Annotated in this window: 24 protein-coding genes; 10 read left to right on the top strand and 14 right to left on the bottom strand. The window is 72.6% G+C overall.

All coding sequences use genetic code 11. From position 1 onward, the window contains the following. From GFD30_RS04970 to atpD, 5 genes are read left to right on the top strand one after another with little or no spacing between them, the layout of a single operon-like run. Positions 1-543, top strand: a complete 543-nt coding sequence (locus tag GFD30_RS04970) for a F0F1 ATP synthase subunit B (RefSeq protein WP_153024112.1) — start codon at positions 1-3, stop codon at positions 541-543. Continuing rightward, the gene (locus GFD30_RS04965) at positions 540-1364 is read left to right on the top strand and encodes a F0F1 ATP synthase subunit delta (RefSeq protein ID WP_407648974.1); all 825 of its coding nucleotides are present in this window, start codon (positions 540-542) and stop codon (positions 1362-1364) included. The genes GFD30_RS04970 and GFD30_RS04965 overlap by 4 nt, the downstream gene beginning before the upstream one ends. A 34-nt stretch (positions 1365-1398) precedes the next feature. Then, positions 1399-3033, top strand: a complete 1635-nt coding sequence (gene atpA / locus GFD30_RS04960) for a F0F1 ATP synthase subunit alpha (protein ID WP_153024110.1) — start codon at positions 1399-1401, stop codon at positions 3031-3033. A 2-nt stretch (positions 3034-3035) separates the two neighbouring features. After that, on the top strand, positions 3036-3974 hold the full coding sequence (locus GFD30_RS04955) for a F0F1 ATP synthase subunit gamma (protein ID WP_153024109.1): 939 nt from the start codon (positions 3036-3038) through the stop codon (positions 3972-3974). Positions 3975-3976: 2 nt separating this feature from the next. After that, complete coding sequence (gene atpD, locus GFD30_RS04950; protein ID WP_153024108.1) at positions 3977-5404, top strand: F0F1 ATP synthase subunit beta; 1428 nt, start codon at positions 3977-3979, stop codon at positions 5402-5404. Between the two features lie 91 nt (positions 5405-5495). Here atpD and GFD30_RS04945 read toward each other — a convergent pair whose 3' ends face one another. Next, positions 5496-5999, bottom strand: coding sequence for a hypothetical protein (locus tag GFD30_RS04945; protein WP_153024107.1), 504 nt, complete (start codon positions 5997-5999; stop codon positions 5496-5498). Between the two features lie 112 nt (positions 6000-6111). Between GFD30_RS04945 and GFD30_RS04940 the strand changes: the two genes are divergently transcribed. Both GFD30_RS04940 and GFD30_RS04935 read left to right on the top strand, forming a co-directional pair. Continuing rightward, positions 6112-6810 (top strand): response regulator transcription factor, encoded by a 699-nt coding sequence (locus tag GFD30_RS04940; RefSeq protein WP_153024106.1) that lies wholly within the window; start codon positions 6112-6114, stop codon positions 6808-6810. Beyond that, positions 6807-8069, top strand: coding sequence for a sensor histidine kinase (locus GFD30_RS04935; protein WP_322632952.1), 1263 nt, complete (start codon positions 6807-6809; stop codon positions 8067-8069). The genes GFD30_RS04940 and GFD30_RS04935 overlap by 4 nt, the downstream gene beginning before the upstream one ends. 113 nt (positions 8070-8182) lie before the next feature. Here the strand turns inward: GFD30_RS04935 and GFD30_RS04930 are convergent, their stop codons facing one another. From GFD30_RS04930 to GFD30_RS04915, 4 genes are all read right to left on the bottom strand, one after another. Then, positions 8183-8938: a polyphosphate polymerase domain-containing protein gene (locus tag GFD30_RS04930; RefSeq protein WP_153024105.1), complete on the bottom strand. Its 756-nt coding sequence runs from the start codon at positions 8936-8938 to the stop codon at positions 8183-8185. After that, complete coding sequence (locus tag GFD30_RS04925) at positions 8935-9540, bottom strand: DUF4956 domain-containing protein (protein WP_153024104.1); 606 nt, start codon at positions 9538-9540, stop codon at positions 8935-8937. Before GFD30_RS04925 ends, GFD30_RS04930 begins: the two co-directional genes overlap by 4 nt. Positions 9541-9834: 294 nt before the next feature. Further along, positions 9835-10764, bottom strand: coding sequence for a glycosyltransferase family 2 protein (locus GFD30_RS04920; protein WP_322632951.1), 930 nt, complete (start codon positions 10762-10764; stop codon positions 9835-9837). Then, positions 10761-11810 carry a sulfotransferase gene (locus tag GFD30_RS04915; RefSeq protein ID WP_322632950.1) on the bottom strand — a complete coding sequence of 350 codons (1050 nt, stop codon included), beginning with the start codon at positions 11808-11810 and terminating at the stop codon, positions 10761-10763. The genes GFD30_RS04920 and GFD30_RS04915 overlap by 4 nt, the downstream gene beginning before the upstream one ends. Before the next feature lie 123 nt (positions 11811-11933). Here GFD30_RS04915 and GFD30_RS04910 point away from each other — a divergent pair, with 123 nt between their 5' ends. Then, positions 11934-12755, top strand: a complete 822-nt coding sequence (locus tag GFD30_RS04910) for a WecB/TagA/CpsF family glycosyltransferase (protein WP_153024103.1) — start codon at positions 11934-11936, stop codon at positions 12753-12755. A gap of 37 nt (positions 12756-12792) precedes the next feature. Here GFD30_RS04910 and GFD30_RS04905 read toward each other — a convergent pair whose 3' ends face one another. The 6 genes from GFD30_RS04905 to GFD30_RS26170 are packed head-to-tail and all read right to left on the bottom strand — an operon-like array spanning position 12793 to position 20205. After that, positions 12793-13524, bottom strand: a complete 732-nt coding sequence (locus tag GFD30_RS04905; RefSeq protein WP_194201853.1) for a methyltransferase domain-containing protein — start codon at positions 13522-13524, stop codon at positions 12793-12795. Between the two features lie 13 nt (positions 13525-13537). Then, positions 13538-15016, bottom strand: a complete 1479-nt coding sequence (locus GFD30_RS04900) for a lipopolysaccharide biosynthesis protein (protein WP_153024102.1) — start codon at positions 15014-15016, stop codon at positions 13538-13540. Next, positions 14983-15870, bottom strand: a complete 888-nt coding sequence (locus tag GFD30_RS04895; protein ID WP_153024101.1) for a sulfotransferase family protein — start codon at positions 15868-15870, stop codon at positions 14983-14985. Before GFD30_RS04895 ends, GFD30_RS04900 begins: the two co-directional genes overlap by 34 nt. Before the next feature lie 17 nt (positions 15871-15887). Continuing rightward, the gene (locus tag GFD30_RS04890) at positions 15888-17135 is read right to left on the bottom strand and encodes a hypothetical protein (protein WP_153024100.1); all 1248 of its coding nucleotides are present in this window, start codon (positions 17133-17135) and stop codon (positions 15888-15890) included. After that, the gene (locus GFD30_RS04885) at positions 17132-18517 is read right to left on the bottom strand and encodes a hypothetical protein (RefSeq protein WP_194201852.1); all 1386 of its coding nucleotides are present in this window, start codon (positions 18515-18517) and stop codon (positions 17132-17134) included. The genes GFD30_RS04890 and GFD30_RS04885 overlap by 4 nt, the downstream gene beginning before the upstream one ends. Beyond that, positions 18514-20205 carry a Wzz/FepE/Etk N-terminal domain-containing protein gene (locus tag GFD30_RS26170; protein ID WP_194201851.1) on the bottom strand — a complete coding sequence of 564 codons (1692 nt, stop codon included), beginning with the start codon at positions 20203-20205 and terminating at the stop codon, positions 18514-18516. The genes GFD30_RS04885 and GFD30_RS26170 overlap by 4 nt, the downstream gene beginning before the upstream one ends. Before the next feature lie 192 nt (positions 20206-20397). On the opposite strand from GFD30_RS26170, the gene GFD30_RS26165 reads away from it, so the two are divergent. Continuing rightward, the gene (locus tag GFD30_RS26165; RefSeq protein WP_194201850.1) at positions 20398-22302 is read left to right on the top strand and encodes a glycoside hydrolase family 26 protein; all 1905 of its coding nucleotides are present in this window, start codon (positions 20398-20400) and stop codon (positions 22300-22302) included. Between the two features lie 12 nt (positions 22303-22314). On the opposite strand, the gene GFD30_RS04870 is transcribed toward GFD30_RS26165, so the two are convergent. Genes GFD30_RS04870 through GFD30_RS04860 form a run of 3 tightly spaced genes read right to left on the bottom strand, consistent with a single transcriptional unit; the run spans position 22315 to position 23679 of the window. Further along, positions 22315-22887: a DNA-3-methyladenine glycosylase gene (locus GFD30_RS04870; protein ID WP_153024267.1), complete on the bottom strand. Its 573-nt coding sequence runs from the start codon at positions 22885-22887 to the stop codon at positions 22315-22317. A gap of 5 nt (positions 22888-22892) precedes the next feature. Next, positions 22893-23432 carry a DUF3515 family protein gene (locus GFD30_RS04865; RefSeq protein WP_153024097.1) on the bottom strand — a complete coding sequence of 180 codons (540 nt, stop codon included), beginning with the start codon at positions 23430-23432 and terminating at the stop codon, positions 22893-22895. 13 nt (positions 23433-23445) lie between these two features. Next, the gene (locus tag GFD30_RS04860) at positions 23446-23679 is read right to left on the bottom strand and encodes an Lrp/AsnC ligand binding domain-containing protein (protein ID WP_153024096.1); all 234 of its coding nucleotides are present in this window, start codon (positions 23677-23679) and stop codon (positions 23446-23448) included. A 143-nt stretch (positions 23680-23822) separates the two neighbouring features. Between GFD30_RS04860 and GFD30_RS04855 the strand changes: the two genes are divergently transcribed. Further along, a complete protein-coding gene (locus GFD30_RS04855; protein WP_322632949.1) occupies positions 23823-24773 on the top strand; it encodes a thiamine-phosphate kinase in 951 nt (316 codons plus the stop codon). Positions 24774-24829: the final 56 nt, after the last annotated feature.

Genomic DNA, 24829 nt, shown 5'->3' with positions numbered 1-24829 from the left:
ATGATTCACGCCGCCGAAGGAGGGGCAGGGATCCTCTTCCCGATCTGGCAGGAAATGCTGATCGGTGCCATCGCGTTCGGTCTGCTGTGCTTCGTGCTCATCAAGTTCGTCTTCCCCCGCATGGAGCAGACGTTCGAAGCACGAGTGGACGCGATCGAAGGCGGCATCGAGCGCGCCGAGCGCGCTCAGGAAGAGGCGAACCAGACGCTCGAGGAGTACCGCCGGAAGCTCGCCACCGCGCAGGAGGAGGCCGCCGCGATCCGCGACGAGGCCCGTGCCGACGCCGTGGCCGCCAAGGAGGAGATCCTCGTCTCCGCCCGCGAAGAGGCCAACCGCATCATCGCGGCCGGTCACGCCCAGGTCGAGGCCTCGCGCCAGCAGCTCGTCCGCGAGCTGCGCAGCGAGGTCGGCAACCTGGCCGTCGACCTGGCCGGGAAGATCATCGGCCAGCGACTCGCCGGAGACGCCGACACGACCGCGACCGTGGACCAGTTCCTCACCCAGATCGCGGACGAGACGGCCGAGACGAGCGGAGCGCGCTGATGTCGACGACTGGACGCGAAAGCATCGAGGCCGGCCGGGCCGTGCTGGAGGCCGCCGCCTCCGGCGCCTCGGCCGAGCAGCTCACCGAGTGCGGCGAACAGCTGCTGGGAGTGACGCGGTTCCTCGTCGACCAGCCTCGGCTGCGTCGCGCCCTGTCCGACCCCGCTCGCGAGGCGGACGACCGCGAGGGCCTGATCCGTCAGCTCCTCACCGGTCAAGTCGGCGACACCGCCGCTCACGTGGTGGTCACGCTGGTGCGCGGCCGCTGGCGCCGGCCGTCCGAACTGGTGGACGGCACCGAGCAGCTCGCCGTCGAGGCGCTGCTGCTCGCCGCCGCCAAGGACGGCAGCCTGGCGAACGTCGAAGACGAGCTGTTCCGCTTCGGGCGGCTCGTCGACGGCGACGCCGAGCTGGCCTCGGTCCTCGGTGCCACCGGCACCGACCCCAAGGGCCGGGCCGAGCTGACCGAGCGCCTGCTCGACGGCAAGGCCGAGCCGGTGACGGTGAAGCTCGCCGCCGCCGCGTGCTTCGGGCTCGGGGGGCGCAGCTTCCACGCGTCGCTCGCCCACCTGGTCGAGGCCGCCGCGGCGGCCCGCGACGAGGCCGTGGCCTACGTGACCGTGGCCAAGCCGCTCGACGAGTCCGGCGAGCGCCAGCTCGCCGCCAAGCTGTCGCTCGTCTACGGCCGCCCGGTGGCGCTCAAGGTCACCGTCGACCCCGCGATCGTCGGGGGCATCCGAGTGCAAGTCGGCTCGGACCTGTGGGACGGCTCCGTCTCGCGTCGCCTCGACGAAGCCCGCCAAGCCTTGGCCGGACGCTGATCCAGCCGGTAGCAACAGAAAGGTAAACGTTCAGATGGCTGAATTGACCATCTCCTCTGACGAGATCCGCAGCGCGCTCGACGCCTACGTCTCGTCGTACCGGCCGGAGATCACCCGCGAAGAGGTCGGTACCGTCACCAGCGCCGGCGACGGCATCGCCGTCGTCGAAGGCCTCCCGTCCGTCATGGCCAACGAGCTCCTCGAGTTCGAAGGCGGCGTCATGGGCCTCGCCCTGAACCTCGACGTGCGCGAGATCGGCGCCGTGCTCCTCGGCGACCCCACCAAGGTCGGCGAGGGACAGGCCGTCAAGCGCACCGGCAAGGTCCTCTCGGTGCCGGTCGGCGACAAGTACCTGGGCCGCGTCGTCGACGCCCTGGGCAACCCCATCGACGACCTCGGCGAGATCGAGGCCGAGGGCGAGCGCGAGCTCGAGGCCCAGGCCCCGAACGTCATCAACCGCCAGTCGGTGTTCGAGCCGGTCGAGACCGGTATCAAGGCCATCGACTCGATGACCCCCATCGGCCGCGGCCAGCGCCAGCTCATCATCGGCGACCGCAAGACCGGCAAGACGCAGGTCGCGATCGACACGATCATCAACCAGCGCGCGAACTGGGAGTCGGGCGACCCGAACAAGCAGCTCCGCTGCATCTACGTCGCGGTCGGCCAGAAGGGCTCCACCGTCGCCGGCATCAAGGGCATGCTCGAAGAGCACGGGGCGATGGAGTACACCACCATCGTCGCGGCGAACGCCGACGAGCCGGCGGGCCTGAAGTACCTGGCCCCCTACACCGGTTCGGCCATCGGCCAGCACTGGATGTACGGCGGCAAGCACGTGCTCATCGTCTTCGACGACCTGTCGAAGCAGGCCGAGGCCTACCGCACCGTGTCGCTGCTGCTGCGCCGTCCCCCGGGCCGCGAGGCGTTCCCCGGCGACGTCTTCTACCTGCACTCCCGCCTGCTGGAGCGCTGCGCGAAGCTGTCGGACGAGCTGGGCGGCGGTTCGCTGACCGGCCTGCCGATCATCGAGACCAAGGCCGGCGACATCTCGCAGTTCATCCCGACCAACGTCATCTCGATCACCGACGGACAGGTCTTCCTCGAAGAGGGCCTGTTCAACTCGGGCGTCCGGCCGGCGATCAACGTCGGCACCTCGGTCTCCCGAGTCGGCGGCGCCGCCCAGACCAAGGGCATGCGCTCGGTCGCCGGTTCGCTGCGTCTGGACCTGGCCCAGTACCGCGACCTGGAGGCGTTCGCCGCCTTCGCGTCCGACCTGGACGCCGCGTCCCGCGCGCAGCTCGACCGCGGTCTGCGCCTGGTCGAACTCCTCAAGCAGGGCGTGGCCGAGCCGTTCCCGATGGGCGAGGAGACGATCTCGATCTGGGCGGGCACGTCCGGCGAGCTCGACGACATTCCCGTCGGCGAGATCCGCCGCTTCGAGGCCGAGTTCCTCACCTACATGCGCGCCAACCACAAGGACGTCATCGCCCAGCTCAACGCTGGCAAGGACAAGGTGGCCGGCGACATCGAGGACACCCTCAAGCGCGCCATCGCCAAGTTCAAGCAGATGTTCAAGGCCACTGCCGACGACCTGCACGTGACCGACGCCGCCGAGGACGCCCTTGAGGGCGACGTCGACGTCGAGACCGTCAAGCGCGTCAAGAAGGGTTAGCCATGTCAGCGCAGCTTCGTACTTTGCGCAAGCGGCTGAAGTCGACCCAGTCCATCAAGAAGATCACCAAGGCGCAGGAGCTGGTCGCGACCAGCCGGATCGCCAAGGCGCAGGAGCGGGTCGCGGCTTCGCTGCCGTACGCCCGCGCCATGACGAGCGTGATGACGTCCCTGGCGTCGAACGCGTCGATCAACCACCCGCTGCTGCAGCCGCGCCCTGCGGTGCGGCGGGCGGGCGTCCTGGTGGTCACGGCCGACAAGGGGATGTGCGGCGCGTACAACGCGAACGTGATCCGCACGGCCGAGCAGATGGTCTCGCGCCTCGCCGAGGAGGGCAAGGTCCCGGTGCTGTACGTCGTCGGCCGCAAGGGCGTCGACTACTACCGGTTCCGCTCCCGGAAGATCGAGCAGTCGTGGACCGGGTTCACTCAGGCGCCGAGGGTCTCGGACGCGCAGGAGATCACGCGGACGCTGCTCGCGGCGTTCATGTCGGGCGCCGACGACGTCGGTGACGAAGCGGGTGCGGACGGTATCCTCGGTGTGGACGAACTGCACATCGTTCACACCAAGTTCGTCTCGCTGCTGACGCAGACCCCTGATCCGCGGCAACTGGCTCCGCTCGAGGTCGAAGAGGTGGAGGAGACCGAGCTCGAAGAGCACGTCCTGCTCCCGGACTACGAGTTCGAGCCGAACCCGGAGGCGCTCCTCGACGCGCTGCTGCCGAAGTACTTGACGACTCGCATCTACGCGGCGCTGATCGACGCCGCGGCCAGTGAGTCGGCGTCGAGGCGTCGGGCCATGAAGGCGGCTTCCGACAATGCCGATGAATTGATCAAGACCCTGCGGCGGAGCGCGAACGCGGCGCGGCAGGCGGCGATCACGCAGGAGATCAGCGAAATCGTGGGTGGGGCCAGTGCCCTTTCCGCCGCAGGAAGAGAGTAACGATGACCGACACTAATGGAGTGGGACGCGTCGTACGGGTCATCGGGCCGGTCGTCGACGTGGAGTTCCCGCGCAACGCCATCCCGCCGATCTTCAACGCGCTGCACGTTGACGTCGCGTACGGCGAGCACCGGAAGACGCTGACGCTGGAGGTGGCCCAGCACCTGGGCGACAACCAGATCCGCGGCATCTGCATGGCCCCGACCGACGGCATGGTCCGCGGCACCGAGGTCCGCGACACCGGTGCGCAGATCAAGGTCCCGGTCGGCGACGGCATCAAGGGCAAGGTCTTCAACGTCCTCGGTGACTGCCTCAACCTCGAAGAGGGCGAAGAGGTCCAGGCCGACGACTACTGGGAGATCCACCGCCACGCCCCGGCGTTCGCGCAGCTCGAGCCGAAGACCGAGATGCTGGAGACCGGCATCAAGGCGATCGACCTGCTCGCCCCGTACGTCAAGGGCGGCAAGATCGGCCTGTTCGGTGGCGCCGGCGTGGGCAAGACGGTGCTCATCCAGGAGATGATCATCCGCGTGGCCCAGAACTTCGGCGGTTCGTCGGTGTTCGCCGGTGTCGGCGAGCGCACCCGTGAGGGCAACGACCTCATCGCCGAGATGGCCGAGGCCGGCGTCCTCGAGAAGACCTCGCTGGTCTACGGGCAGATGGACGAGCCGCCGGGCGTGCGCCTCCGCGTCGCCCTGTCGGCCCTGACGATGGCCGAGTACTTCCGCGACGTCAAGAACCAGGAGGTGCTGCTCTTCATCGACAACATCTTCCGGTTCACGCAGGCCGGTTCGGAGACCTCCGCGCTGCTGGGCCGCATGCCCTCGGCCGTGGGCTACCAGCCGACCCTCGCCGACGAGATGGGTGAGCTCCAGGAGCGCATCACCTCGCTGCGCGGCAAGGCGATCACCTCGATGCAGGCCGTGTACGTCCCCGCGGACGACTACACCGACCCGGCGCCGTTCACCGCGTTCACCCACCTGGACGCGACGACGAACCTCGAGCGGAAGATCTCCGACAAGGGCATCTACCCGGCGATCGACCCGCTGGCCTCGAACTCCCGCATCCTGGAGCCCGAGGTCGTCGGCCAGGAGCACTACCAGGTCGCGTCGACGGTGAAGCAGATCCTGCAGAAGTACAACGAGCTGCAGGACATCATCGCGATCCTCGGCATGGACGAGCTGTCCGAAGAGGACAAGCTCGTCGTGGGCCGGGCGCGCCGCATCGAGCGCTTCCTGTCGCAGAACACCTTCGCGGCGAAGCAGTTCACCGGCGTCGAGGGCTCGTTCGTCCCCGTCAAGGAGACCGTCGAGGCGTTCAAGAAGATCGCCGAGGGCGAGTACGACCACTTCCCCGAGCAGGCGTTCTTCATGTGCGGTGGCCTCGAGGACCTGCACCGGAACGAAGAAGAGCTCCGCAAGAAGGGCTAGTCCTTCTTCGCAGTGCTGCGCGAACGGCCCCGGAACCGCGAGGTTCCGGGGCCGTTCCCCCCTTTTCATCCCCAGGCGGGCGGTCCAGTGGTCAGTCGTCCGCGTCGTCGTCGGACTGGAGCGCGGCGGTGGGGACGCCTCCGTCGCAGGTGGCGATGTAGTGGAAGCCGTCGTCATCGTCATCGTCGTCTCCGGCGGCCGTGAAGGTGACGGACGCCTGCGGACCCGGGCCCTGCTCGACGGCGGCGGCGTTCCAGCCCTGCGCGGGCGTCCACCAGTCGATGCGGACCTCGTCGCCTTCGCAGACGGCCATGAAGGTGCCGCCGTCGCCGCCGAGGACGTGTCCGGCGGGGGTGCTCGGCGACGTGCCGGCGGTCGGCGTCTCGGATGCGGCCGCAGGCGATTCGCTCGCCGCGGGGGACTCGGTCGGGTCGTCCCCGGTGTCGTCCAGGGCCGCGAGGACCTCGTCGTCGGACATCGGCTCCTCGGGCCCGGCGAGGCTCCCGCCCTGCGCCAGCGCCACCGCGCCGATCCCGGCGGCCACGGCCACCGCCGCGAACGTCACCCAGCCGGCCACTGCCCATTTCCTCTGCATGGCACCAAGCTTGCCGCGCGGATCGTTAAGGCCGCGATAAGGCGGCTCTAAGCCTTCGCGGGCCGCTCCCGGGGTGTGGTCGTCGCGGGGATCTGCGCATAGCATTCCGGCCATGGCCCACCTCCTCCTGATCGAAGACGACGAGCGGGTCCGCACGGCGCTGATGCGTTCGCTGCGGGATCTCCGCCACCAGGTCGCCTCCGCGCCCGATGCGATGACGGGGCTGCGCGCGGCGATCGACGACCGGCCCGACCTGGTCGTGCTCGATCTCGGGCTGCCGGACCTCGACGGGTCGCAGATGCTGCGGATGCTCCGCGGGGTCTCGGACGTGCCGGTGATCGTGGCGACCGCTCGCGACGACGAGGACGAGATCGTCCGGGTGCTCGGATCGGGCGCCGACGACTACGTGGTGAAGCCGTTCACCGCCAAGCAGCTCGACGCGCGCATCCAGGCGGTGCTGCGCCGCGTCGGCGCGGGCGCGGCGGCGGTCGATGCGGCGGTGGTCGTGGGGCCGCTGCGGATCGACCCGCGCGGACGCTCGGCGCATCTGGACGGGCGACCGCTCGAGCTGAGCCCCAAGGAGTTCGACCTGCTACACTACCTCGCGGCGCGGGCCGGGGAGGTGGTCGCGAAGCGGCAGCTGCTCACCGACGTGTGGGACCTGCCGTTCGGCGGCGCCGACAAGACCGTGGACGTGCACCTGGCGTGGCTGCGCCGCAAGCTCGGCGAGACCGCGCAGGAGCCGCGGTTCCTGCACACGGTGCGCGGCGTCGGCGTGAAGCTCGTGGACCCGGCGGGCGGTGCGCGGTGAGGGCCCGGCTGACGCTGCTCGTGGCCGCGACCGCGAGTCTGATCCTCTTGGCGTTCTCGATCCCGATGGCGATCCTGCTGCGCAACAGTGCGGCCCAGTACGCCGTCGACAGCGCCGAGCAGGAGGGCCAGACGCTCGTCGCGACGGTCAGCTCCGGCGACCGCGCCGCGGCCCAGGCCGCGGTGGAGAACCTCAATGCGGGAACGGACTACCCGGTGACGGTGTTCTGGCCCGACGGGACGCTCAGCGGTGTCGACGCCCCGCGCTCGAACGCGGTCGAGCTCGCGTCCCGCGGCTCCTCGGTCACCGCCGAGGCCGAGGGCGGCCGCGAGGTCCTGTTCAGCGTGAACGTCGACGGGCAGGTGGCCGTCATCCGCGTCTACGTCCCCGACGAGCGGCTCACCGCCGGTGTGGCCCGTTCGTGGCTGCTGCTCGGCTCGATCGCACTGCTGCTCCTGGGGTTCGGACTGCTGCTGGCGTGGCGGCTCGCGAGGGTGATCCTGGTGCCGCTGAACGACCTCGAGGCCGTCTCTCACCGGCTCGCGAACGGCGACCTGGAGGCCCGCGCCGACGCGGGCGGGCCGGCGGAGCTGCGGAACGTCGGCACGGCGCTGAACACGCTCGCCGACCGGATCCGGGAGCTCCTCGAAGCCGAGCGCGAACGCGTGGCCGACCTCTCGCACCGGCTCCGGACCCCGCTCACGGTGCTCAAGCTCGAGACCGAGGCGCTCGGCGACCACGCGCAGCGCGAACCGGTCGAGCAGGCCGTCGCCGACGTGGAGCGGGCCGTGAACGAGGCGATCCGCGACGCCCGCAACCCGGCGGAGGCCGGGAGGTGCGACGCGGCCGCGGTGGTGGCCGAGCGCGTCGAGTTCTGGTCGGCCCTCGCCGAGGACACCGCCCGGGAATGCCGGGCGCGGCTCGCGCCCGGGCCGCTGCCGGTGCGGCTGTCGGCCGCCGACCTCGCCGCGGCGATGGACGCGCTGCTGGCGAACGTCTTCGAGCACACCCCGGACGGGACCGCGTTCGAGGTCCGGCTGACGCCGCGCTACGACTCGGGGGCCACAGTGGACGTCGCAGACGAGGGTCCGGGGCTGCCGAACCTCGGGGTGTTCCAGCGCGGCCGCAGCGAAGGCGGCTCCACGGGGCTGGGCCTGGACATCGCCAGGCGCGCCGCCGCCGCCTCGGGCGGCCAGCTCGTGTTCGGCCAGGGCCCGGGCGGCCGGGGCGCGCTCATCAGGCTCGAACTCGGTCAGTGACCGTCCGACCGGACCGGTCGTCCTCCGGGACGGCCGCCCGGGCTGCCGAAGAACTCCGATTCGGCCCCCGGCCTCGCGCGAACGAATCGGACCGCCTCGCCCGGGTCCGCCGGTCAGACCCCGGGAAAGCACTCGTGCAGCGCCTTCGCCCACGGGTTGGCGCGCATCCCGGGGGCGAGCACGGCGACCGCGAGGCAGTACTTGCTGACCGACACCGGCCGCGCGCCCATCGCCCACAGGAGCCGGTCGGCGGGCCCGCCGGGCCTGGCCGATTTCACTTCGACGAGGCTGAGCGGGCGCGACGCCACCGCGCCGGCTCCGGAGACGCACCGCAGTTCCTCGTCGCATGTGATGCGCACGCCCGCAGCGGGGTTCACCAGAGTGTGCCGCCGGTAGTCGGTGCGCAGCCGCGCCGCGAGACCGGCCGGGACGCGCATCCCGTACGCCTCCCACAGGGTCCGCGCCAGGTGGTCCGCGGCCTCGGGGGTGATCCGTGCGGCGTCGGCGGCCCGGTACGGCAGGCGCTCCTTGACCGTGTCCTGTCGCGCGCCCTTCACCTTCACCTCGAACGCGCACTCGCCCGAGTCGGCGTAGAGCCGGGTCCGGACCTTGAAGCGGCGCCGGCGGCCCTGCCGGTGCTGCCGGTACGTCAGGAGGTCGGGCGTGTCGAAGTACACCGACTCGTACGCGAACCGGCGCCGGCCGCCGATGTCGAGGCACGCCCACTGGCCGCTCGCCGCGAGCACGTCTCGGAACCGCCGGTACACGACCGGTGCGAGCAGGTACTTCGTGTCGACCCGGGTCTGGAGGTCGGCCGCGGCGACCACCTCCTCGAGCCCGATCCCCGCGAAGGCGTCGAGGCCGCTCATCGGGTCCTCGCCAGCGGGACGGTGCGCTCGCCGGGGATCTGGCGCACGGGTGAGGCGTGCGGCTGGAACCGCACGTCGACGGTCATCGTCTCGCGCACGTAGTCGGTGTCGATCACCTCGAACTTGGCGACGTGCGCGTCGAGGCGCCGCTCGAGGTCCTCGCGGAGGCGCTGCTCGTCGCGGTGGACGGTGTCGAGGACGATCATGCGGTGCCGGGACCGGTTCGCCAGCCGCGGATGGTCGGCGACGTACATCGTGGCCACCAGGAGGACCGACAGGCCGATCATGACGGCCGGGCGGGACGCCCCGATCCCGTTGATGAGCCCCAGCGCGAGCGCGGTGAAGTAGTAGCCGACGTCGCGCTGCGAGATCTGGTCGGACCGGAGCCGCAGGATCGACAGGACCCCGAACAGCCCGAACGCGAGTCCGAGGCTGACCTGCTGCGACAGCATGAGCGCCGAGACGGAGAAGACGCCCACGTTCAACGCGACGTACGCGAGCGCCAGGTCGGTGCGCCGGTGCCGCCGGTAGTAGATCGCGCACGCGAGCACGGTGATCGCGAACAGGTCGACGGGCAGGGCGAGTGCGAGCGCGAGACTCAAGGCGTTCCTCCTCAGTGGATGCGGACGGCCGCCTTCGCGGCGGCACTGGAGGAACCGTATGGGCCCGGAGGTTAAGGGACCGATAAGCGGTGAATAAAGGGCGGACAAAGGGTGAACGCGATGGGCCGCAGCGGGTTCGTCGGATTCGAGCGACGCCTCCCGGCCCGCGGCGGGACTTCGAACCCCGGCCGCAGCGTTCGAACACCGCGCCCGCGGCCGGACCTCAGTGCCCGTGTCGGAGTTCAGAACGTCAGACCCCTTGCGGCGCTTCAGATCCGCACCCGCGCACGGACGTCAGATACCGCGGCCGCGGCGGTGCAGGGCCGCCATCACCGCGGGGACGCCGACGATGCCGGCCGCGGCGGCCGCCGCGACGGCGGCGCGCGGTTCGCCCGGGTTCGCCTTGGTGGCGCGAAGCGCCCACCGGAGGGCTTCCTTGCGGTCGCCGATCGCCGCGTGCCAGCACGCGATCTGCCCGTAGACGCGCGCGGCGCCCTCGGGGCTGCCGTGGATCTCGGGGTGGCGGTCCAGGATCCACCGCAGCGAGGAGATCTTGGTGTCCCACCGGGTCTCGAAGTGCGAACCGGCCCAGTTGACGAGCGCGTAGGGGACGTCGACGTGCGCGATGGGCCGCCGCCGGGACGCCCGCAGGAGCATGTCCCAGTCCTCGTTCTGGCTGCCGGGCGCGTCCTCCGCGACGAGCCCGAGCCCGCCCAGGAGCGCCGAGCGGCGGAACAGGAACGTCGAGGAGTGGAGCATCATCATCCGCGACCGCAACAGGTCGACGTGGCGGACCGTGGTCCGCTGCGCGAGCCGCGCGTTCCGCCTCCCCCGGTAGTCGACCTCGATCGCGGTGGTGCACAGCTCGGCCTCGGTGCCCAGGGCCGCGACCTGCGCGGTGAGCTTCCCGGGGAGCCATTCGTCGTCGTCGTCGAGGAACGCGACCAGGTCGGTCTCCAAGGCGGTGATGCCGGTGTTGCGGGCCCCGGCGAGGCCCGGGGTGCGCTCGTTCCTGACGACCCGCACCGGGCGCTTCGCGGCCTCGCCCGAGCCGCCGTTGAGCTCGGCTTCGAGGCCCTCGGCCGGCTTGGCGCGGTCGAAGACCACGACGACCTCGAGTTCGCCGGGGTAGAACTGCGTCAGCACCGACCTCAGAGCGGCGCGCATCTGCTGGGGCCGGTCGTGCGTCGGGATCACGACCCCGACGGAGGGCCAGTCGGTCACGGGCGCTCACTCCCCATGATCACGTCTCCGCGGGCGTCGACGAGGCGCTCGCGCGCGGAGTCCTCCAAGGGTTCCTCGTCTTCAGCAAGGTACCCGTACCGGCCCAGCAGCGGTCGCGTCAGCGTCGAGACCATCCGGCGGGTGCCGTCCGGGAGGTCCTCGGTCCACGCCTCGTCGGGCCGGATCGGGATGCGCCCCACGGTGAACCGCATCGGGTTGCCGGCCGCGGAGTGGCTGGGGCCGAGGTCGGCCCAGCCGTCGCCGATGAAGTTCAGGTCGGACTCGACGAGGTCGAGCCCGCAGAAGCGGGCCAGCGACGCGATGACCCGGCGCGGGCGCTCGATGATCCGCTCGTACCGGACCCGCCGCACCGGGACGCCGCGCCGCGCCAGGAGGCTGAACGCGGCGTTCTGCGCGTTCCACAGCATCGCGGCCTTCGCGGGGGAGTAGCGGGTCATCTGGTCGCCGGTGGGGGACTCGGGGCGGCGCACCTGCTTGGTCCACGAGTAGGCGACGCCCCGCGAGTCGCGCACCACGTGCATCACGCGCAGGTCGATCTTGGGGGACCAGCGCAGGCAGTACGCGAGCGACGCGTGCTTCGAGGAGTCGACCACGACCTGCGCCCGGGTGTCCCTGGCGGCGGCCTCGTAGAGCTTCTCGAAGTACTCGGCGTACTCGGTGACGAGCTGGTGCTGCGCCGGAGCGAGCTTCTTCGCCGCGAGCGCCGGAATGTGCCGGGTGCGGTCCACAGTGGCCTTCAAGGCGCTGAGCCGCTCGACGTCGACGTTCTCCCAGGACCCGAAGGCCCGCCCGCCGATGCGCTGCCAGAACTCGCAGTGCGAGAACGTCGCCCCGCACGCGCACATCTCGTTGCCGACCAGGTCGCGTTCCCACAGGTGGGTGATCTCGCCGAGCGGGACGACCCCGGGAAGCTGCCCCAGCAGCCGCTCCAGGAGCGTCGTGCCGGATCGGCCCAGGCCTCCGATGAAGACCACTTTGACGCGGTTCTCGGACTGCTCGGACTGCTCGGCCGTTCTCCAGCTCACTGAACCCTCGCTCACCGTCGTGTTCCCCTGTCGACTCCTATAACGATCCGAGGTGGGGTCGGGGACACGCCCTGCCGCGAAAAAACCCGGAAAACCGCCCGCCGGGCTCTAGCGTCTGATGTCATGGAGCGCTTGGGCCCTGTGCGCGCCGACGGCGCGCGCGGCACACATTCAACGCGGATCCGCTTGGGCGGCATCGGCATCGACCCGGTCACCGAGTCCGAAGCGGTCGCGCGCGTGCTCGAGGCGATCGAGGCCGGCCGCGGCGGGCAGATCGTGACCCCGAACGTCGACATCGTCGCGGCCGCGCGCCGCAGCCGCGACCTGCGCGCCGTCATCGACGCCGCCGGCCTGGTGACGGCCGACGGCGCGCCGCTGGTGTGGGCGTCCCGGCTCGCCGGCTCGCCGCTGCCCGAGCGCGTCGCCGGCTCCGACCTGGTCTGGAGCCTCTCGGCGGCCGCGTCCGAACGCGGCCTGCGCATCGCGCTCCTCGGCGGCACCCCTGACGGCGCCGCGCGCCCGACCGAGCGCGCCGCCGCGGTCCTCGAGGCCCGCCACCCGGGGCTGAAAGTCGTCGGCGCGTGGTGCCCGCCGATCGGCTTCGACCGCGACGACACGGAATGGAGCGCGCTGGAGGACCGCGTCCGGGCCGCCGTCCCCGACCTGGTCTACGTCGGCCTCGGCTTCCCCAAGCAGGAGCACGTCGCGGCGCGGCTGCGAGCGGTCGCGCCGCGCGCGTGGTTCCTCGGCTGCGGGGCGAGCATCGACTTCATCGCCGGCTACCGCCGCCGCGCCCCGAAGTGGATGCAGCGCACCGGCACCGAATGGGTGTTCCGGATGTGCTCGGAGCCGCGCCGGCTCGTGCGCCGGTACCTGCGCGACGACCTGCCCGAGGCGCTGCGGCTGCTCGCCGAAGCTACGCGGGAGCGCCGGAACCGGCGCTGAACGGGCCGCGGGGGGCCGCCCCGACCCCGACCCTGGCCTAGCGCCTGCGGGCGACGTAGACGACGTCGGTGGCCCATCTGGACATCGGCGAGCACAGCGCCGAGTCGGCGGTCTTCGCCGCCCACAGCCACGGCCGCCGGTAGCAGCCCTGCGTGAACAGCGTGAAGCCCTGCATGCCGACCAGGTCGAAGCCGTGCCGGTCGAACAGCTCCCGCATCTCCTCGTGCGAGAGCTCCTGGAACCAGGAGGCCGAGTCGAGGCGCCCGAAGGTCTTGCGCAGGTGCCGCACCGACGACGCGTTCCCGTGGTTCTCCACCAGCAGCAGCCCCGCATCGGCGTCCGGCAGCGCCGCCGACGCGAAGTCCATCATCTGGTCGCGCAGGTGCAGGTCCACGTTGAGCGCGAACCGGAACGCGGTCACCAGCCGCGGGCGCGTCTCGTCCGGGACGGGCATCGCGTAGCCCGGCGTGACCAGGTGCGCGTATCCGGGCGTGCCCAGTTCCCGCGCCTTCCGGAGCATCGCCTCGGATGTGTCGTAGCCGTGCGACACCGCCACCAGGCCCGCGAGCATCCGCGCGACCCTGCCGGTGCCGCATGCGAAGTCGTGGTGCACCGGCGGCATCCTGTACGCGTGCGGTACGAACCCGCGCAGCCACCCGGCCTGGCGGCTGGACACGATCGACGAGAAGCTGCCGGGCGCGTACGTGCGCTCCGCGTACTTCTCGACGGCGGTCGGGTCGCGGAAGACCTCGGTGTAGTTGGCTGCCACGGCGTTCTCCCTCTCAGATCCGGGTGCGGTAGCGCAGGAGCGCCACCGCCCACGCGGCGCCGGCCGCGGCGAGCGCGCCGAGCGTCCACAGCGGCCCGAACGGGACGGCCGCCAGGGGCAGGGCCCCGAATGCGAGGCCGGCGGCGAGCAGGGCCCGTCTCGTCAGCGCCCCGAAGGGGTGCAGTCCGAACGTGCGCCACAGCTGCGCGAGTGGAACCAAATTATTGACCAGAACGGCCGCGGACCAAGCGATCGCCGCGCCGACGACACCCAGAGGAGGGATCAGCGCCAGGTTCAGCCCCACGTTGACCGCGAGCGCGATCGAGACGTCGAGGAGCTGCCACGAGGTCTTCCCCGCCATCGACAGCATCGAGTCCACGACCCCGCACGCCGAGGCGCACATCATCGCGGGCACCAGGACCCACACCACCAAGCGCGCCTCGTCCGTCGCGTACCCGGAGCCGAACAGCCGCAGGTACCAGTCGGCGAGGAGGCCCACCGCGAGGTACACCGGCCACGTGAGGGCCACGATCCACGCCGTCGACTCCTGGTACAGCGACCGCGCCGACGCGGGTTCGCCGGCGGCCATCGCCGCCGCCGCGCGCGGCTGCACCGACTGGCCCACCGCGCCCGAGGCGAGCTGGCCGACGATCACGAACCGGGTCGCCACGGTGTAGACCGCGGCCGGGCCGAGGCCGGCGAGCGCGGCGACCATGATGATGTCGAGCCGCTGCAGCCCGAGCTGCGCGACGCTCGCGACCGCGCGCGGCGCCGTGAACCCCCAGAACGCCCGCGCCGAGACCCGGTCGGGGAACTCCCGGTCGACCGCGGCCGCGCGGTGGCGCCGCAGCAGGTACCAGGCCGCGGCCAGTGCCGCCGGGAAGTACGGCAGCACCCACGCGAACGTGATCCACTGCGCCGTCGCCGCTCCCGCCCACGCGATCGCGGCGAGGCCGGCGAGCTGGGCGAGCGTGCGCCCGAGCTTGTCGATGACCACGGAAGGGCCCATGAGCCGGTAGCCGCGCGTGGCCGCCAGGAGCGCCTCCATCGCGACCGACGCGGGGATGAACACGGCGAGGAGCCGCACCAGGTCCGGGCGAGCGAACATCGGCGCGGCCGCCAGCAGCGCGGCCGCCGCCGCGAACGACGCGATCGCCGCGGGCCACAGGCCCAGCCGCAGGGCCGACCCGATGGCGCCGTCCCGGCCGTTGCGGTGCAGCCGCGCCACCCAGTACACGAGCCCGGTGGGCGTGCCGAGGCGCGCGACCGCGCCCGCGAGCATGAACACCGAGGTCGCCGCGAAGAACGCGCCGGCTTCGGCGGGCGTGAGGGCGACGGCCGCGAGCCACGTGACGGCCAGGCCGCCGAGGCCGGAGACCGCGGCTCCGACGAGGTTCACCAGGCCGCCGCGGGCGGTGCCGCGCAGCTCCTCGCGTCCGGCCTCGGCGACCGGCGCGGTCAGCGCCGCCAACTCGGCACGCCCCCAAGCCATTCCGCGAGCCGTTCGTCATAGGGCTCGTAGTGCTCGGTGAGCCGCTCCCGCAGCGCCGGGGACATCGGCGAGGGCCGCCCGCGCGCGTTGTGGCGGGCGAACGTGAACTCGCCGATCCACGGCAGCCCCAGGAACCGCAGGACCCGCTCGAACGCGTCCTCGGGCCGGCTGAAGAACTCGCCCGAGTCGAGCACCAGCACCCGGTCGCGCCCGACGTGGCGGGCGAGCGGCTCGAGGTAGTCGGTGTACCGCCCGCGCGCGGTGTACGCGTGGTGCTGGTGGTCGAAGCTGTACAGCGCCGGGTCGGCGCGCAGCCGCTCCTCGACGCCGTCGAGGCGCGACGCCTCGGCCTCCACGGCCGCGTCGAAGTCGGTGATCGGCTCGAACCCGCGCGCCACTTCGTGGGCGTGGTGCGACCACGCCCGCTCGACGGGGTCGCGGACGAGCACGATCACCTTGACGCCCGGGAGGTCGCGTGCGAAGCGCTCCGCGGCCAGCGGGTGGTACAGGTAGTACGGGCTCGACTCGAACGCGACCGGCGCGAGGCCGGTGCGGTCCGCGATGCGCGCGGCCGTCGCCTGGGTCGGGAAATGCCCGCGGTACCAGGCCGGGCCGCGCCGGTAGTCGGTGTCGAAATAGTGGACGCCCTTGTGGAGCACCGGTTTCAGGATCGCCGGGTGCTGGGCCAGGGCCCGGTACAGGGACGTGGTGCCGCAGCGCTGGCCGCCGCACACGAGCAGGCCGGGCAGCATCCGCGAGGAGGCCGTCAGGCGCCCGAAGGTGCGCGAGGAGCGGCCGACGACGGCCTTGATCTGCGTGGGGATGCGGTCGCGCAGTGTGGTCCGATGGGTCATTCGTGGTTCCTTGCAGCTCAACATGGTCCGTCGGGGGAGCCGGCCTGCGCGGTCCGCTGGCGGGCGATGTGGCGCAGCAGGGTCGGCAGGAGCCAGCGGCCGAGCGCCCCCAGGGCCGCGCCGGCGCGTTCGGCCTGGTCGCCCATGTAGCGGGCGGCGAGGTCGACGAGGTAGAGAAGCGTGGTGGGCTCGGCCTCGCCGGGGGCGACGCCCATGGGCGCCAGCACCGTGGGCGCGTCGGCGACGAGCGCGAGCACGGCGGTGGTCGGGTCGGACCCGTTGGTCACGATGTCGTCCTGGAGCCGGTAGTGGACGGCGTCGAAGCCGTAGGGGACGCCGGTCTCGAACCGCTCGAGGTCCCACAGGTAGATGCGGTCGCGGGTCTCGCGGGTGTTCCACGGGGACCAGTCGCCGTGCCAGGCGCCGAAGGTCATCGTCGCGGTCCCGTACCGGTCCAGGAGCGCCTCCCCGGCGGTCTGGAGCGTGTCGGCGTCGGGTTCGCCGCGGACGGCGAGCGCCTTGAGGCGCGTGCGCAGCCGGGCGGCGTAGTCGGATTCGCCGAGCGGGAACCGGGAGGTGCCGCACGCGTCGGCGAGTTCGCGCATGGCGGCGGTGCGGCGGCCGGGCCCGAGGTCGGCGGGCGCCTCCCAGGCCGGGAGCGCCGAGGTCACCATGAGGTTGTGGCCGTTCCAGTTCCCCGCGTGCAGGAGATCGGGAACGCGCAGGAGCTTCAGGTCGCAGCACTCGCTGAGGCGCTTGGTAGCGGCGGTCTCGGCGTCGACGAGCTCCCGGGTGAGCGGGTTGACGCCGAGCTTCGCGAACGCGACCGTCTTCGCGTCCCCGTCGAGGATCTGCAGCACCGGTTTGCGGTTCGCCCGCGCCGGTCCGATGTGGATGCTCAGGTGGACCTCGTGGCCGAGGACCGCGGCCAGGTGGTCGTCGATGCCCTCGGCGCCGCCGACCTTGACGCGGTGCGGGAGCAGGATCCGGTCGAGGCCCAGGCGCAGGGCCAGGACCGCGGCGTCGCGCTTGAGGCGGGCGCCGCGGGCGGCCGGGCGCGCGTACCGCGACAGGGCCGCGGCGGCGACCTTCCGGTCGGCGGCGGGGATGAGCACGCGGGGCCTGCGCCGCCCGGGCACGACGATGTAGGGCCGCTCGGGTGCGCCGTCCGGCCCGCCCGCGCCGGGGTAGAGCTGGTCGACCACCTCCGCGAGGTAGGTCGCCCGCCTGCGCAGGTCGTCGGCGGTGTTCAAGGCTCGACTCATCGGTTCTCCGTCTCTGGACCCGCGGCGAGGGCCCCGGGCGCTGGTGTGCTGTTGGCGGCGAGGAGGACGTAGCTGAGCAGGGTGAGCAGCAGGGGCGTGACGAGGGCGTTGTAGTAGAACATCGTCAGCAGCGAGAACCCGACGACCGCGCTCCCGGCGATGCCGACGGGGGAGTGGTCGGACCTGAATCGCCACAGGACCGCGAGCGCGAACCCGAGGTACGTGACCGTCCCGGCGATGCCGTGCGCGAACAGGACCTGCCAGAGCTGACCGTTCCCGCCGAGCGTGCGCCCGCCGCAGCGGGGGCACTCGGGGGTCGGTCCGACGGCGATCGACTCGCCGGATCCGAGGGTCTTCCTGGTGGACCCGAACCCGGTCACCGGCGAGTGCTCGACGACGAGCTCGACGGCCCGCTCGGAGGAGAACGCCCGGCCTTCGTCGGAGTGGCCGTTGTCCATCCGCGCCTGCACGACCGTGCCGAGCGGGGTGAGGACGACGAGGAGCACCGCGGCGCACCCGGCGCCGCCGAGCGCGAGCATGCCGCCGGGCCGGCCGGAGACGAGCAGCCGGAGGGCGGTGAAGACGGCGATCGCGGCGAGGCCGAGCCACAGGCCGCGGTTCATCGAGTAGACGGCGGGCACGAGCGAGACGGCCAGGAGCGCCACCGCGGCGACCCGCCACTTCGTCTTGAGCGGCATGCAGAACGCCGCGACCGTGAACCAGACGGCGGTGATCGCGAAGTTGTTGCCCCACGTGTTGGTGTAGCCCCACGGGGCGGCGGGGCGCGGCGTCTCGTAGCCGAGGAAGTCCATCGTCTGCGCCGCCGCCGGGTGCACCAGCGACTGCACGAACCCGTCCTTCGCGACCGCGTTCGGCAGCAGCGCCTCGACCGGGGAGGTGTACTCGAAGCCGCCGGCGAACGTCCCGAGCAGCCCGCCGGCGACGGTGACGGCGAACAGCCACGCGAGCAGCCGGATCAGCCGCTCGCGGCGGAGCGCCCCTTCGAGCACGAGGTTGTACGCCCACAGGGCGATCAGGGTGACGCAGCAGTAGAACCCGAACCGGTAGGTCGCGCCCGCGAGGCTCGACACGAACGTCTCGGGGATCACGCCGGGCGGGTCCACGCCGAGGTTCGCGAGGCTGAGCACCACCGCGAGCAGGAACAGCAGCCACCACCCGAACGCGGGCGGGACGGCGATCGACCTGCGCCGCACCAGCTTGACGGCCGCGACGGCGGCGACGAACGGGATCGCGAGGACCCCGAGCCCGAGCGCCCACCACAGCGGGTAGGCCGCCAGGAGCCAGAACAGCGACGCGCCTTCGCCGCGCTCGCCGCTGGGGCGCGGCCGGCCGGCCGAGCGGGCGGCCGCGAGCAGTGTCATCGCGGTTCGGCCGCCGACGGCGCGGCGCCGGCGTTCGAAGCGGCACGGTTCGCGGCGGCGCCCCCCGAAGCGGTGCGGACGGCGGGGATCACCTCGGTGGCGCCCTCGTCGACCGGTTCGAGCGAGTCGGTGGGCGTCTCGTCCTCGGTCGGCGCGGGGCGGGCGGCCGGCTCGCGCCGCGCGGTCGGCAGCGGCACGCTGTTCATCGGGCCGAGCACGGCCGGGAGCAGGACCGCGCCGAGCAGCGGCGTGTCGATCTGGCGCATGGCGACCGCGGCGGCCGCGGTCTCGGCGATCGCGTCGCGCTGCGACTGGACGGCGAGGATCACGGCGTCGGCGTGCCCGGCGAGGAGCTGCGCGTCGGCCGAGCACGACAGCGGCGGCGCGTCGACGACGACGAACCGGCCGGCCTCGGCGAGCTTCGCGAAGGTCTCGGCGGCGGCCTCGCTGGTGGGCCCGGCGGCCCGGGCCGCGGCGCCGGGGCCGATCACCGACAGGCTCGGCTGCCGCGGCGCGGCCTGGACGGTCTCGGCGAGGTCGACCCGGCCCGACCACGCGTCCGCGAGCCCCGGGACCGGGTCGGTGCCGAACAGCTCCGGCAGCCCGACGGTGGTGCTCGGGTTCGCGGCCACGGCGGTCACGCGGTCGCCCGCGCGGGCCATCGCGGTGGCGAGGTTCGCGGCGACGACGCTCGCGGCCGGCCCGGGCGCGATCCCGGCGACGACGATGACGCGCTGGTCGTGGGTGAGCTGCGAGGCGACGATGTTGCGCAGCTGCGAGAAGACGCGCCCGCCCGGGCTGTAGGCGCCGAAGACCTCGCGCCGCTGGAACTTCACGGCCGGCGGCACGGAGGCGATCACGTCGAGCTCGCACCGGTCGACCAGGTCGGCCGGGTAGGCGACCTTGCGGGCCAGGCGGTGCCTCGCCCACGCGAGCACGAGCCCGAGCGGGAGTCCGGCGCCGAGGGCCGCGGCCAGGTTGAACAGGGCGTTCGGGCTGATCGGTGCCTGCGGCAGCGGCGCCTGGTTGATGACCCGGCCGGGCGAGACGGCCTCGGCCTGGGCCTGGAGTCCCGCGATCGAGGCTTCGAGTTCGGCGGCGCGGCCGCGGAGGTCCGCCAGGTCCGACTCGAGCCCGCCCCGGCCGGAGTCGGCGCCGTCGAGCCGCTCCTCGGTGGCGGCGATCTCGGCGTTGACGGCCTCGAGTTCCACTGCGGCGGCGGTGGTCTCGCGTTCGAGGGACGCGGTGGCCCCGGCGAGCCGGTGCGCGAGGTACGCCTCGCTGAACGCGACCGTCCCCTCCTGCGCCGCCCGCGGGTCGCCGGCGCGGAAGCTGATCTCCAGCACCGCCGTGTTGGGCGGCACGGTGACCGACACCTGCGAGACGAGGTCGGCGGCCGGATCGGTCCCGAGCGCCTCGGCGGCGGCCTCGGCCACCTCGGTGGACTTGACGAGCTGCGCCTCGGTGTCCAGATTGACCTGTCCGGCGGTGCGGGCCCCTTGGACCTCGGTGTCGCCCGCGGTCGGCAGCACGAGGACCGAGGCGGTCGACTCGTACACCTCCGGGCTCAGCTCGGTGTAGGCCACGCCGGCGGCGAGCGCCGCGGCGGCGGTGCCGGCGACGAGCCACCAGGAGCGGCGGACGATGACGCCGTAGTCGGCGAGCGTGCGGGCTGCAGGGGTCCTCAACGCGAAGCCCTTTCTGGTTCTAGGGATCTCGAAGGAGTAACGAGCGACGCGTCCCTCAGGTGACGGGCGGCGACGCGCCGCGCGGGGCGAGGGTTGAGTTTGCGAGAGGAGGCGAGTAAAAACCCATTTGTTCGCTAATATGGTGATTCGCAATATTGAGTCCAGATCACATTGGACGGAAGAAGGTGGACGATGGGCGGCACCGACGCGAAGCAGCGGCACCCGCTCGCGACCGGCCGCGGGATCGTGACCGTCCTCGCGGTCCTCCCGCTGGTCCTCGCGGGCTTCGTCATCGGCTACGGCGTCGGCTCCGGCGACGACCGGTTCGGCGACGACGTCACGAACGCATGGGAGGACGGCGAGGGCGTGGTCGACCACCGGCCGCTCGCGGCCTCCTTCACGGCGACCGCCGTCGCGGACCACGCGCCCGAGTCGCCCGCGGTGCTGCCCGTCGGCTACTCCGACGACCTCGGCATCGCGGTCACCCACCTCCAGTTCGCCGTCGACGAGGCCACGGCGGGCCCCGACCGCACCGCCGAACTGCGGCTGCCGGTCGCGGTCCCGCCCGACGCCGAAGGCATGACCGTCGAGGTCGCCTCCGTCCACCCGGTGAGCTGCCTGTGCACCCTCACCGCCGCCACCGCGCCGCCCTACGGCACCGTCTGGGACACCGTCGAGGTCGACGCCGAGACGACCGAGATCGTCTTCGACGTGACCGGCGCGATCAGCGCCCCCGGCCGCTACGGCTTCGCCGTCACCAGCCCCGACCGCAAGGCCTACCTCGAACTCGCGGGCATCGCGTACCGGCAGGGCCCGGCCCTGCGCACGGTCACCGAACCGGGCGAGCCGACCGGCCCGCTCCCGCCGACCGCGCCCGGGGACCTGCCGCCGGCGCCCACAGGGGCGCCCACGGACGCGCCCTCCGGCTCGCCGGCCCCGACGGACTCGCCGCTCCCGTCCAGCCCGCCGCCGACCGACCCGCTCGCCGGTCAGACCGGACCGACCGACTCGCCGAGCCCGACCGCGTCCGCGGTCCCAGGCGCCCCCGCCGCCGAACCGACCCCGCCGCCGACGGGTCCGCCGACCGGCCCGGCCGCCGGTCCGCCGCCCGCTCCGCTCGCGGAGTACGGCCGCTCCGAAGAGCAGGCGAGCGACTGCACCACCGGCGACAAGCTCATCCCGACCTGCGGCGCCCTCGTCGGCGTCGCCCCGGCCGCGCACACGAACCGCGTCAAAGAGGACGAGCTCCTCGTCTTCGAAGAGCGCGTCCAGCACACGCAGCAGATCTACCACGCCTACGAGCGCGGCACCGGCAAGCTGTTCCCGACCGACGCGCAGATCGCGCTCACCCAGGACCCCGAGCGGCCGCGCACCCTCTTCCTCAACTGGAAGCCGTACCAGGCCACCTGGGCCGAGATCGCCGCCGGCGACCCCGGCACCGACGACTTCCTCGACCGGCTCGCCGCCCACATCACCGCGAACTTCGACAAGCCGTTCTTCTTCACCGTCCACCACGAACCCGAGAACGACGTGGTCCAGCGGGACGGCTCGGGCATGGAGGCCGCCGACTACGCCGACATGTTCCGGTACGTCATCGAGCGCCTGCGCGCCAACGGCGTCGACAACCTCGTGTCGGTCATGAACTACATGGGCTACCTCAAATGGGTCGAACAGGACTGGCACGACCAGCTCTACCCCGGCGAGGACGTCGTCGACTGGATCGGCCTCTCCGGCTACGGCCAGTCCCTCCACGACGACGGCCGCTCCGACTTCGGCGAGATCGTCGACCAGACCAAGAGCGGCACCGCCTGGCCCGGGTTCTACCACTGGATCGCCAAGGAGCACCCGGACAAGCCGATGATGCTCGCCGAATGGGGCGTCTTCCACCAGGACAAGTACCCCGACCACCAGGCCTCGGTCTTCGAGGCCGCACGCCACCAGATGGCGCACTACCCGCGCCTGAAGGCCATCGTCTACTTCGAGACGCCCGCCGACCACAAGAAGGGCCGCAACTCCGAGGTCCACCACGACGAGGCCGCGCTGGCGGCGTTCAGGGCGCTCATGCAGTCCCGGTTCTTCAAGGTCCGCCTCGAATAGCGGCGGCCCGCGCTACTCGGCCGCGGGGGCCTTCGGGTGGCGCTTGTACGGCGAGACGAAGCGGTCGCCCGGGATCGAGAACCGCCAGGCCGTGTCGGCGGCCTTCGCGACGCCGGTCCGCGGGCCCGCGACCACCGCGGTCGGCTCGCCCGCGCGGACCGCGCCGACCATGTCGCGGCCGTTGTCCGCCCGGCCCCAGCCCATCGCCTGCGCCAGGCGCGCCGGGCCCCGGGCGAGGTCGCGGTCCGCGATCTTCTCGCCGCGGCGCTCCCGAGCGAGCGCGACGCCCTCGACGACCTCGCCGGCGCGCAGGAGCACCCCGGCGCCCGTCCCGTCGGCGCCGCAGACCAGGTTCGCGCAGTAGTGCATGCCGTAGGTGAAGTACACGTACAGGAACCCGGGGGGACCGAACATGACCGCCGTGCGGCCGGTGACCCCGCGGAAGGAGTGCGAGGCCGGATCGTCCTCGCGGTACGCCTCGACCTCCGTCAACCGCACGGACACGCCGTTCGCGGTCACGATGCAGCCCAGGAGCTCCGGGGCCACGACGACCGAGTCTCGGGCGAAGAACGACCGGTCGAGCATGCGGCTCACGCGCACCCGGTCGGCGCGTCCTCGGCGGCGGGGACCTTCTCGGCGATCACCGTCGACAGGTCGTTGAGCACGTCCACCGGCTGCTCGTTCTCCTCGGGGACGGCGACCGCGACCGGTACCCGCCGGTCCAGGGTCGTCCACTCCAGACCCGCCTCGTCGGAGTACCAGCAGACGCCGTTGAGCTTGTACACCGCCGCGGTGTCCTCGACCGCGACCGCCTCGGCGCCGCAGGTCGCCACCGTCGCCGGGTCGCCGTACGCGAGCACCGACTCGGCCGCGCCGTCGCCGCCCTCGACCGGGCGCGCCTCCAGGCCGCCGGCCGTCTCCGGCGCGGTCGCCGTGAGCGCCAGGCAGATCACGGCATCCTCCTCGCTCAGCGCGGGGACCTCGACGGTCACCGGCGAGAGGTCGGCCTGCACCAGGTCCGAGTCCTCCGCGGCCGGAGCCAGCGCGTTGAAGATCAGGACGCCCGCCACGGCCGCCACCGGCACCGCCACCGCGGTCGCGATGACCGCCGGAAGCCTCGACTCGCCCACGGCGCGCCCTCCCTCAGATCTTGAGGATCGAACAGGTCAGCGTGCGGGTAATGCCCGCCACCCGCTGGACTCTACTCACCACCGCCTGCCCGAGGTGGTCGACGGTGGCGGCCTCGGTGAGCACCACCACGTCATAGGGCCCGGTCACGGTGTCGACCCGGATCACGCCGTCGATCTCGGCCACGGCCTCGGCGACCGCCGCGGCCATGCCGACCTCCGTCTGGATGAGCATGTACGCCTGCACCATCGGACCGGCCACCTCCCCGTGCCGCGGCGAGCGGACCTGGAGCCGAACCCGACACGGGTGGGCCTGACCGCTTGACGTTCGCCGCTGAGCGAAGATTACCGAGTGATCCACCGACCTTCAAGGCACCGAGGACTGATCCGACTGTGAGCGAGACCGTCGCCGAGGTCGGCGAATTCCGGCTGATCGAACGCTTCACCCGCCACTTCGGCACCACCGACGCGGTGCTGCTCGGCCCCGGCGACGACGCCGCCGTCGTGGCCGCGCCCGACGGCCGGGTCGTCGCCTGCACCGACATGCTCGTCGAGGGCAACCACTTCCGCCGCGACTGGTGCTCGGCCACCGACGTCGGCCACAAGGCCGCCGCGGTCAACCTCGCCGACATCGCGGCGATGGGCGCCCGGCCGACGGCGCTCCTCGCCGCGGTGTGCGCGCCGCAGGACACGCCCGTCGAATGGCTCGAAGGGCTCGCGGCGGGCCTCGCCGCCGAGGCCGCGGCCGCCGGAGCGGCGGTCGTCGGCGGCGACACCACCCGCGGGGAGCTCCTCACGGTCACCGTCACCGCCCTCGGCGACCTGGAGGGCCGCGAGGCGATCGCCCGCGGCGGCGCCCGGCCCGGGGACGTCGTCGCGCTCGCCGGGAAGGTCGGCTGGGCCGCCGGCGGCCTGAGCGTCCTCTCCCGCGGCTTCCGCTCCCCGGGCGCGCTCGTCGGCGCCTACCGCCGGCCGCAGCCGCCGTACGCGGCCGCGCGCCATGCCGCCCTCATGGGCGCGGACGCCATGATCGACGTCTCCGACGGGCTCCTCGCCGATCTCGGTCACATCGCGTCCGCCTCGGGGGTCGCCATCGACGTCGACACCGCCGCGCTGCCGATCCCGGAGCCGATGCGCAACGCCGCCGAAGCCCTCGGCGCGGACGCCCGCCGCTGGATCCTGACCGGCGGCGAGGACCACGCGATGGCCGCGGCCTTCCCCGCCGACGTGCTCCTCCCCGAAGGCTGGCGCCGCATCGGCGCGGTCGCCGAAGGCGCCGGCGTCACCGTCGACGGCCGCTCCTGGACCGGCCCGACCGGCTGGGACCACTTCGCGACGGCGTGAGCACCGCGGCTGCGCGGGGACGACAAAGCGCCGCCGGGGCCGAGCCCCGGCGGCGT

The organism is Glycomyces albidus (assembly GCF_009451885.1).
Taxonomy (GTDB): domain Bacteria; phylum Actinomycetota; class Actinomycetes; order Mycobacteriales; family Micromonosporaceae; genus Glycomyces; species Glycomyces albidus.
The sequence above is the reverse complement of the archived record's forward strand: the minus strand, read 5'-3'. Positions and strand labels throughout refer to the sequence as shown.

What these genes read in the sequence shown, in the direction of transcription:
- GFD30_RS04955 (WP_153024109.1), top strand. Translation starts at nt 3,036, where the DNA reads ATGTCAGCGCAGCTTCGTACTTTGCGCAAGCGGCTGAAGTCGACCCAG.
- GFD30_RS04895 (WP_153024101.1), bottom strand. Translation starts at nt 15,870, where the DNA reads ATGACCCATCGGACCACACTGCGCGACCGCATCCCCACGCAGATCAAG.
- GFD30_RS04885 (WP_194201852.1), bottom strand. Translation starts at nt 18,517, where the DNA reads ATGACACTGCTCGCGGCCGCCCGCTCGGCCGGCCGGCCGCGCCCCAGC.
- GFD30_RS04940 (WP_153024106.1), top strand. Translation starts at nt 6,112, where the DNA reads ATGGCCCACCTCCTCCTGATCGAAGACGACGAGCGGGTCCGCACGGCG.
- GFD30_RS04910 (WP_153024103.1), top strand. Translation starts at nt 11,934, where the DNA reads ATGGAGCGCTTGGGCCCTGTGCGCGCCGACGGCGCGCGCGGCACACAT.
- GFD30_RS26165 (WP_194201850.1), top strand. Translation starts at nt 20,398, where the DNA reads ATGGGCGGCACCGACGCGAAGCAGCGGCACCCGCTCGCGACCGGCCGC.
- atpA (WP_153024110.1), top strand. Translation starts at nt 1,399, where the DNA reads ATGGCTGAATTGACCATCTCCTCTGACGAGATCCGCAGCGCGCTCGAC.
- GFD30_RS04870 (WP_153024267.1), bottom strand. Translation starts at nt 22,887, where the DNA reads ATGCTCGACCGGTCGTTCTTCGCCCGAGACTCGGTCGTCGTGGCCCCG.
- GFD30_RS04890 (WP_153024100.1), bottom strand. Translation starts at nt 17,135, where the DNA reads ATGAGTCGAGCCTTGAACACCGCCGACGACCTGCGCAGGCGGGCGACC.
- GFD30_RS04945 (WP_153024107.1), bottom strand. Translation starts at nt 5,999, where the DNA reads ATGCAGAGGAAATGGGCAGTGGCCGGCTGGGTGACGTTCGCGGCGGTG.
- GFD30_RS04860 (WP_153024096.1), bottom strand. Translation starts at nt 23,679, where the DNA reads ATGGTGCAGGCGTACATGCTCATCCAGACGGAGGTCGGCATGGCCGCG.
- GFD30_RS04900 (WP_153024102.1), bottom strand. Translation starts at nt 15,016, where the DNA reads ATGGCTTGGGGGCGTGCCGAGTTGGCGGCGCTGACCGCGCCGGTCGCC.
- GFD30_RS04970 (WP_153024112.1), top strand. Translation starts at nt 1, where the DNA reads ATGATTCACGCCGCCGAAGGAGGGGCAGGGATCCTCTTCCCGATCTGG.
- atpD (WP_153024108.1), top strand. Translation starts at nt 3,977, where the DNA reads ATGACCGACACTAATGGAGTGGGACGCGTCGTACGGGTCATCGGGCCG.
- GFD30_RS04930 (WP_153024105.1), bottom strand. Translation starts at nt 8,938, where the DNA reads ATGAGCGGCCTCGACGCCTTCGCGGGGATCGGGCTCGAGGAGGTGGTC.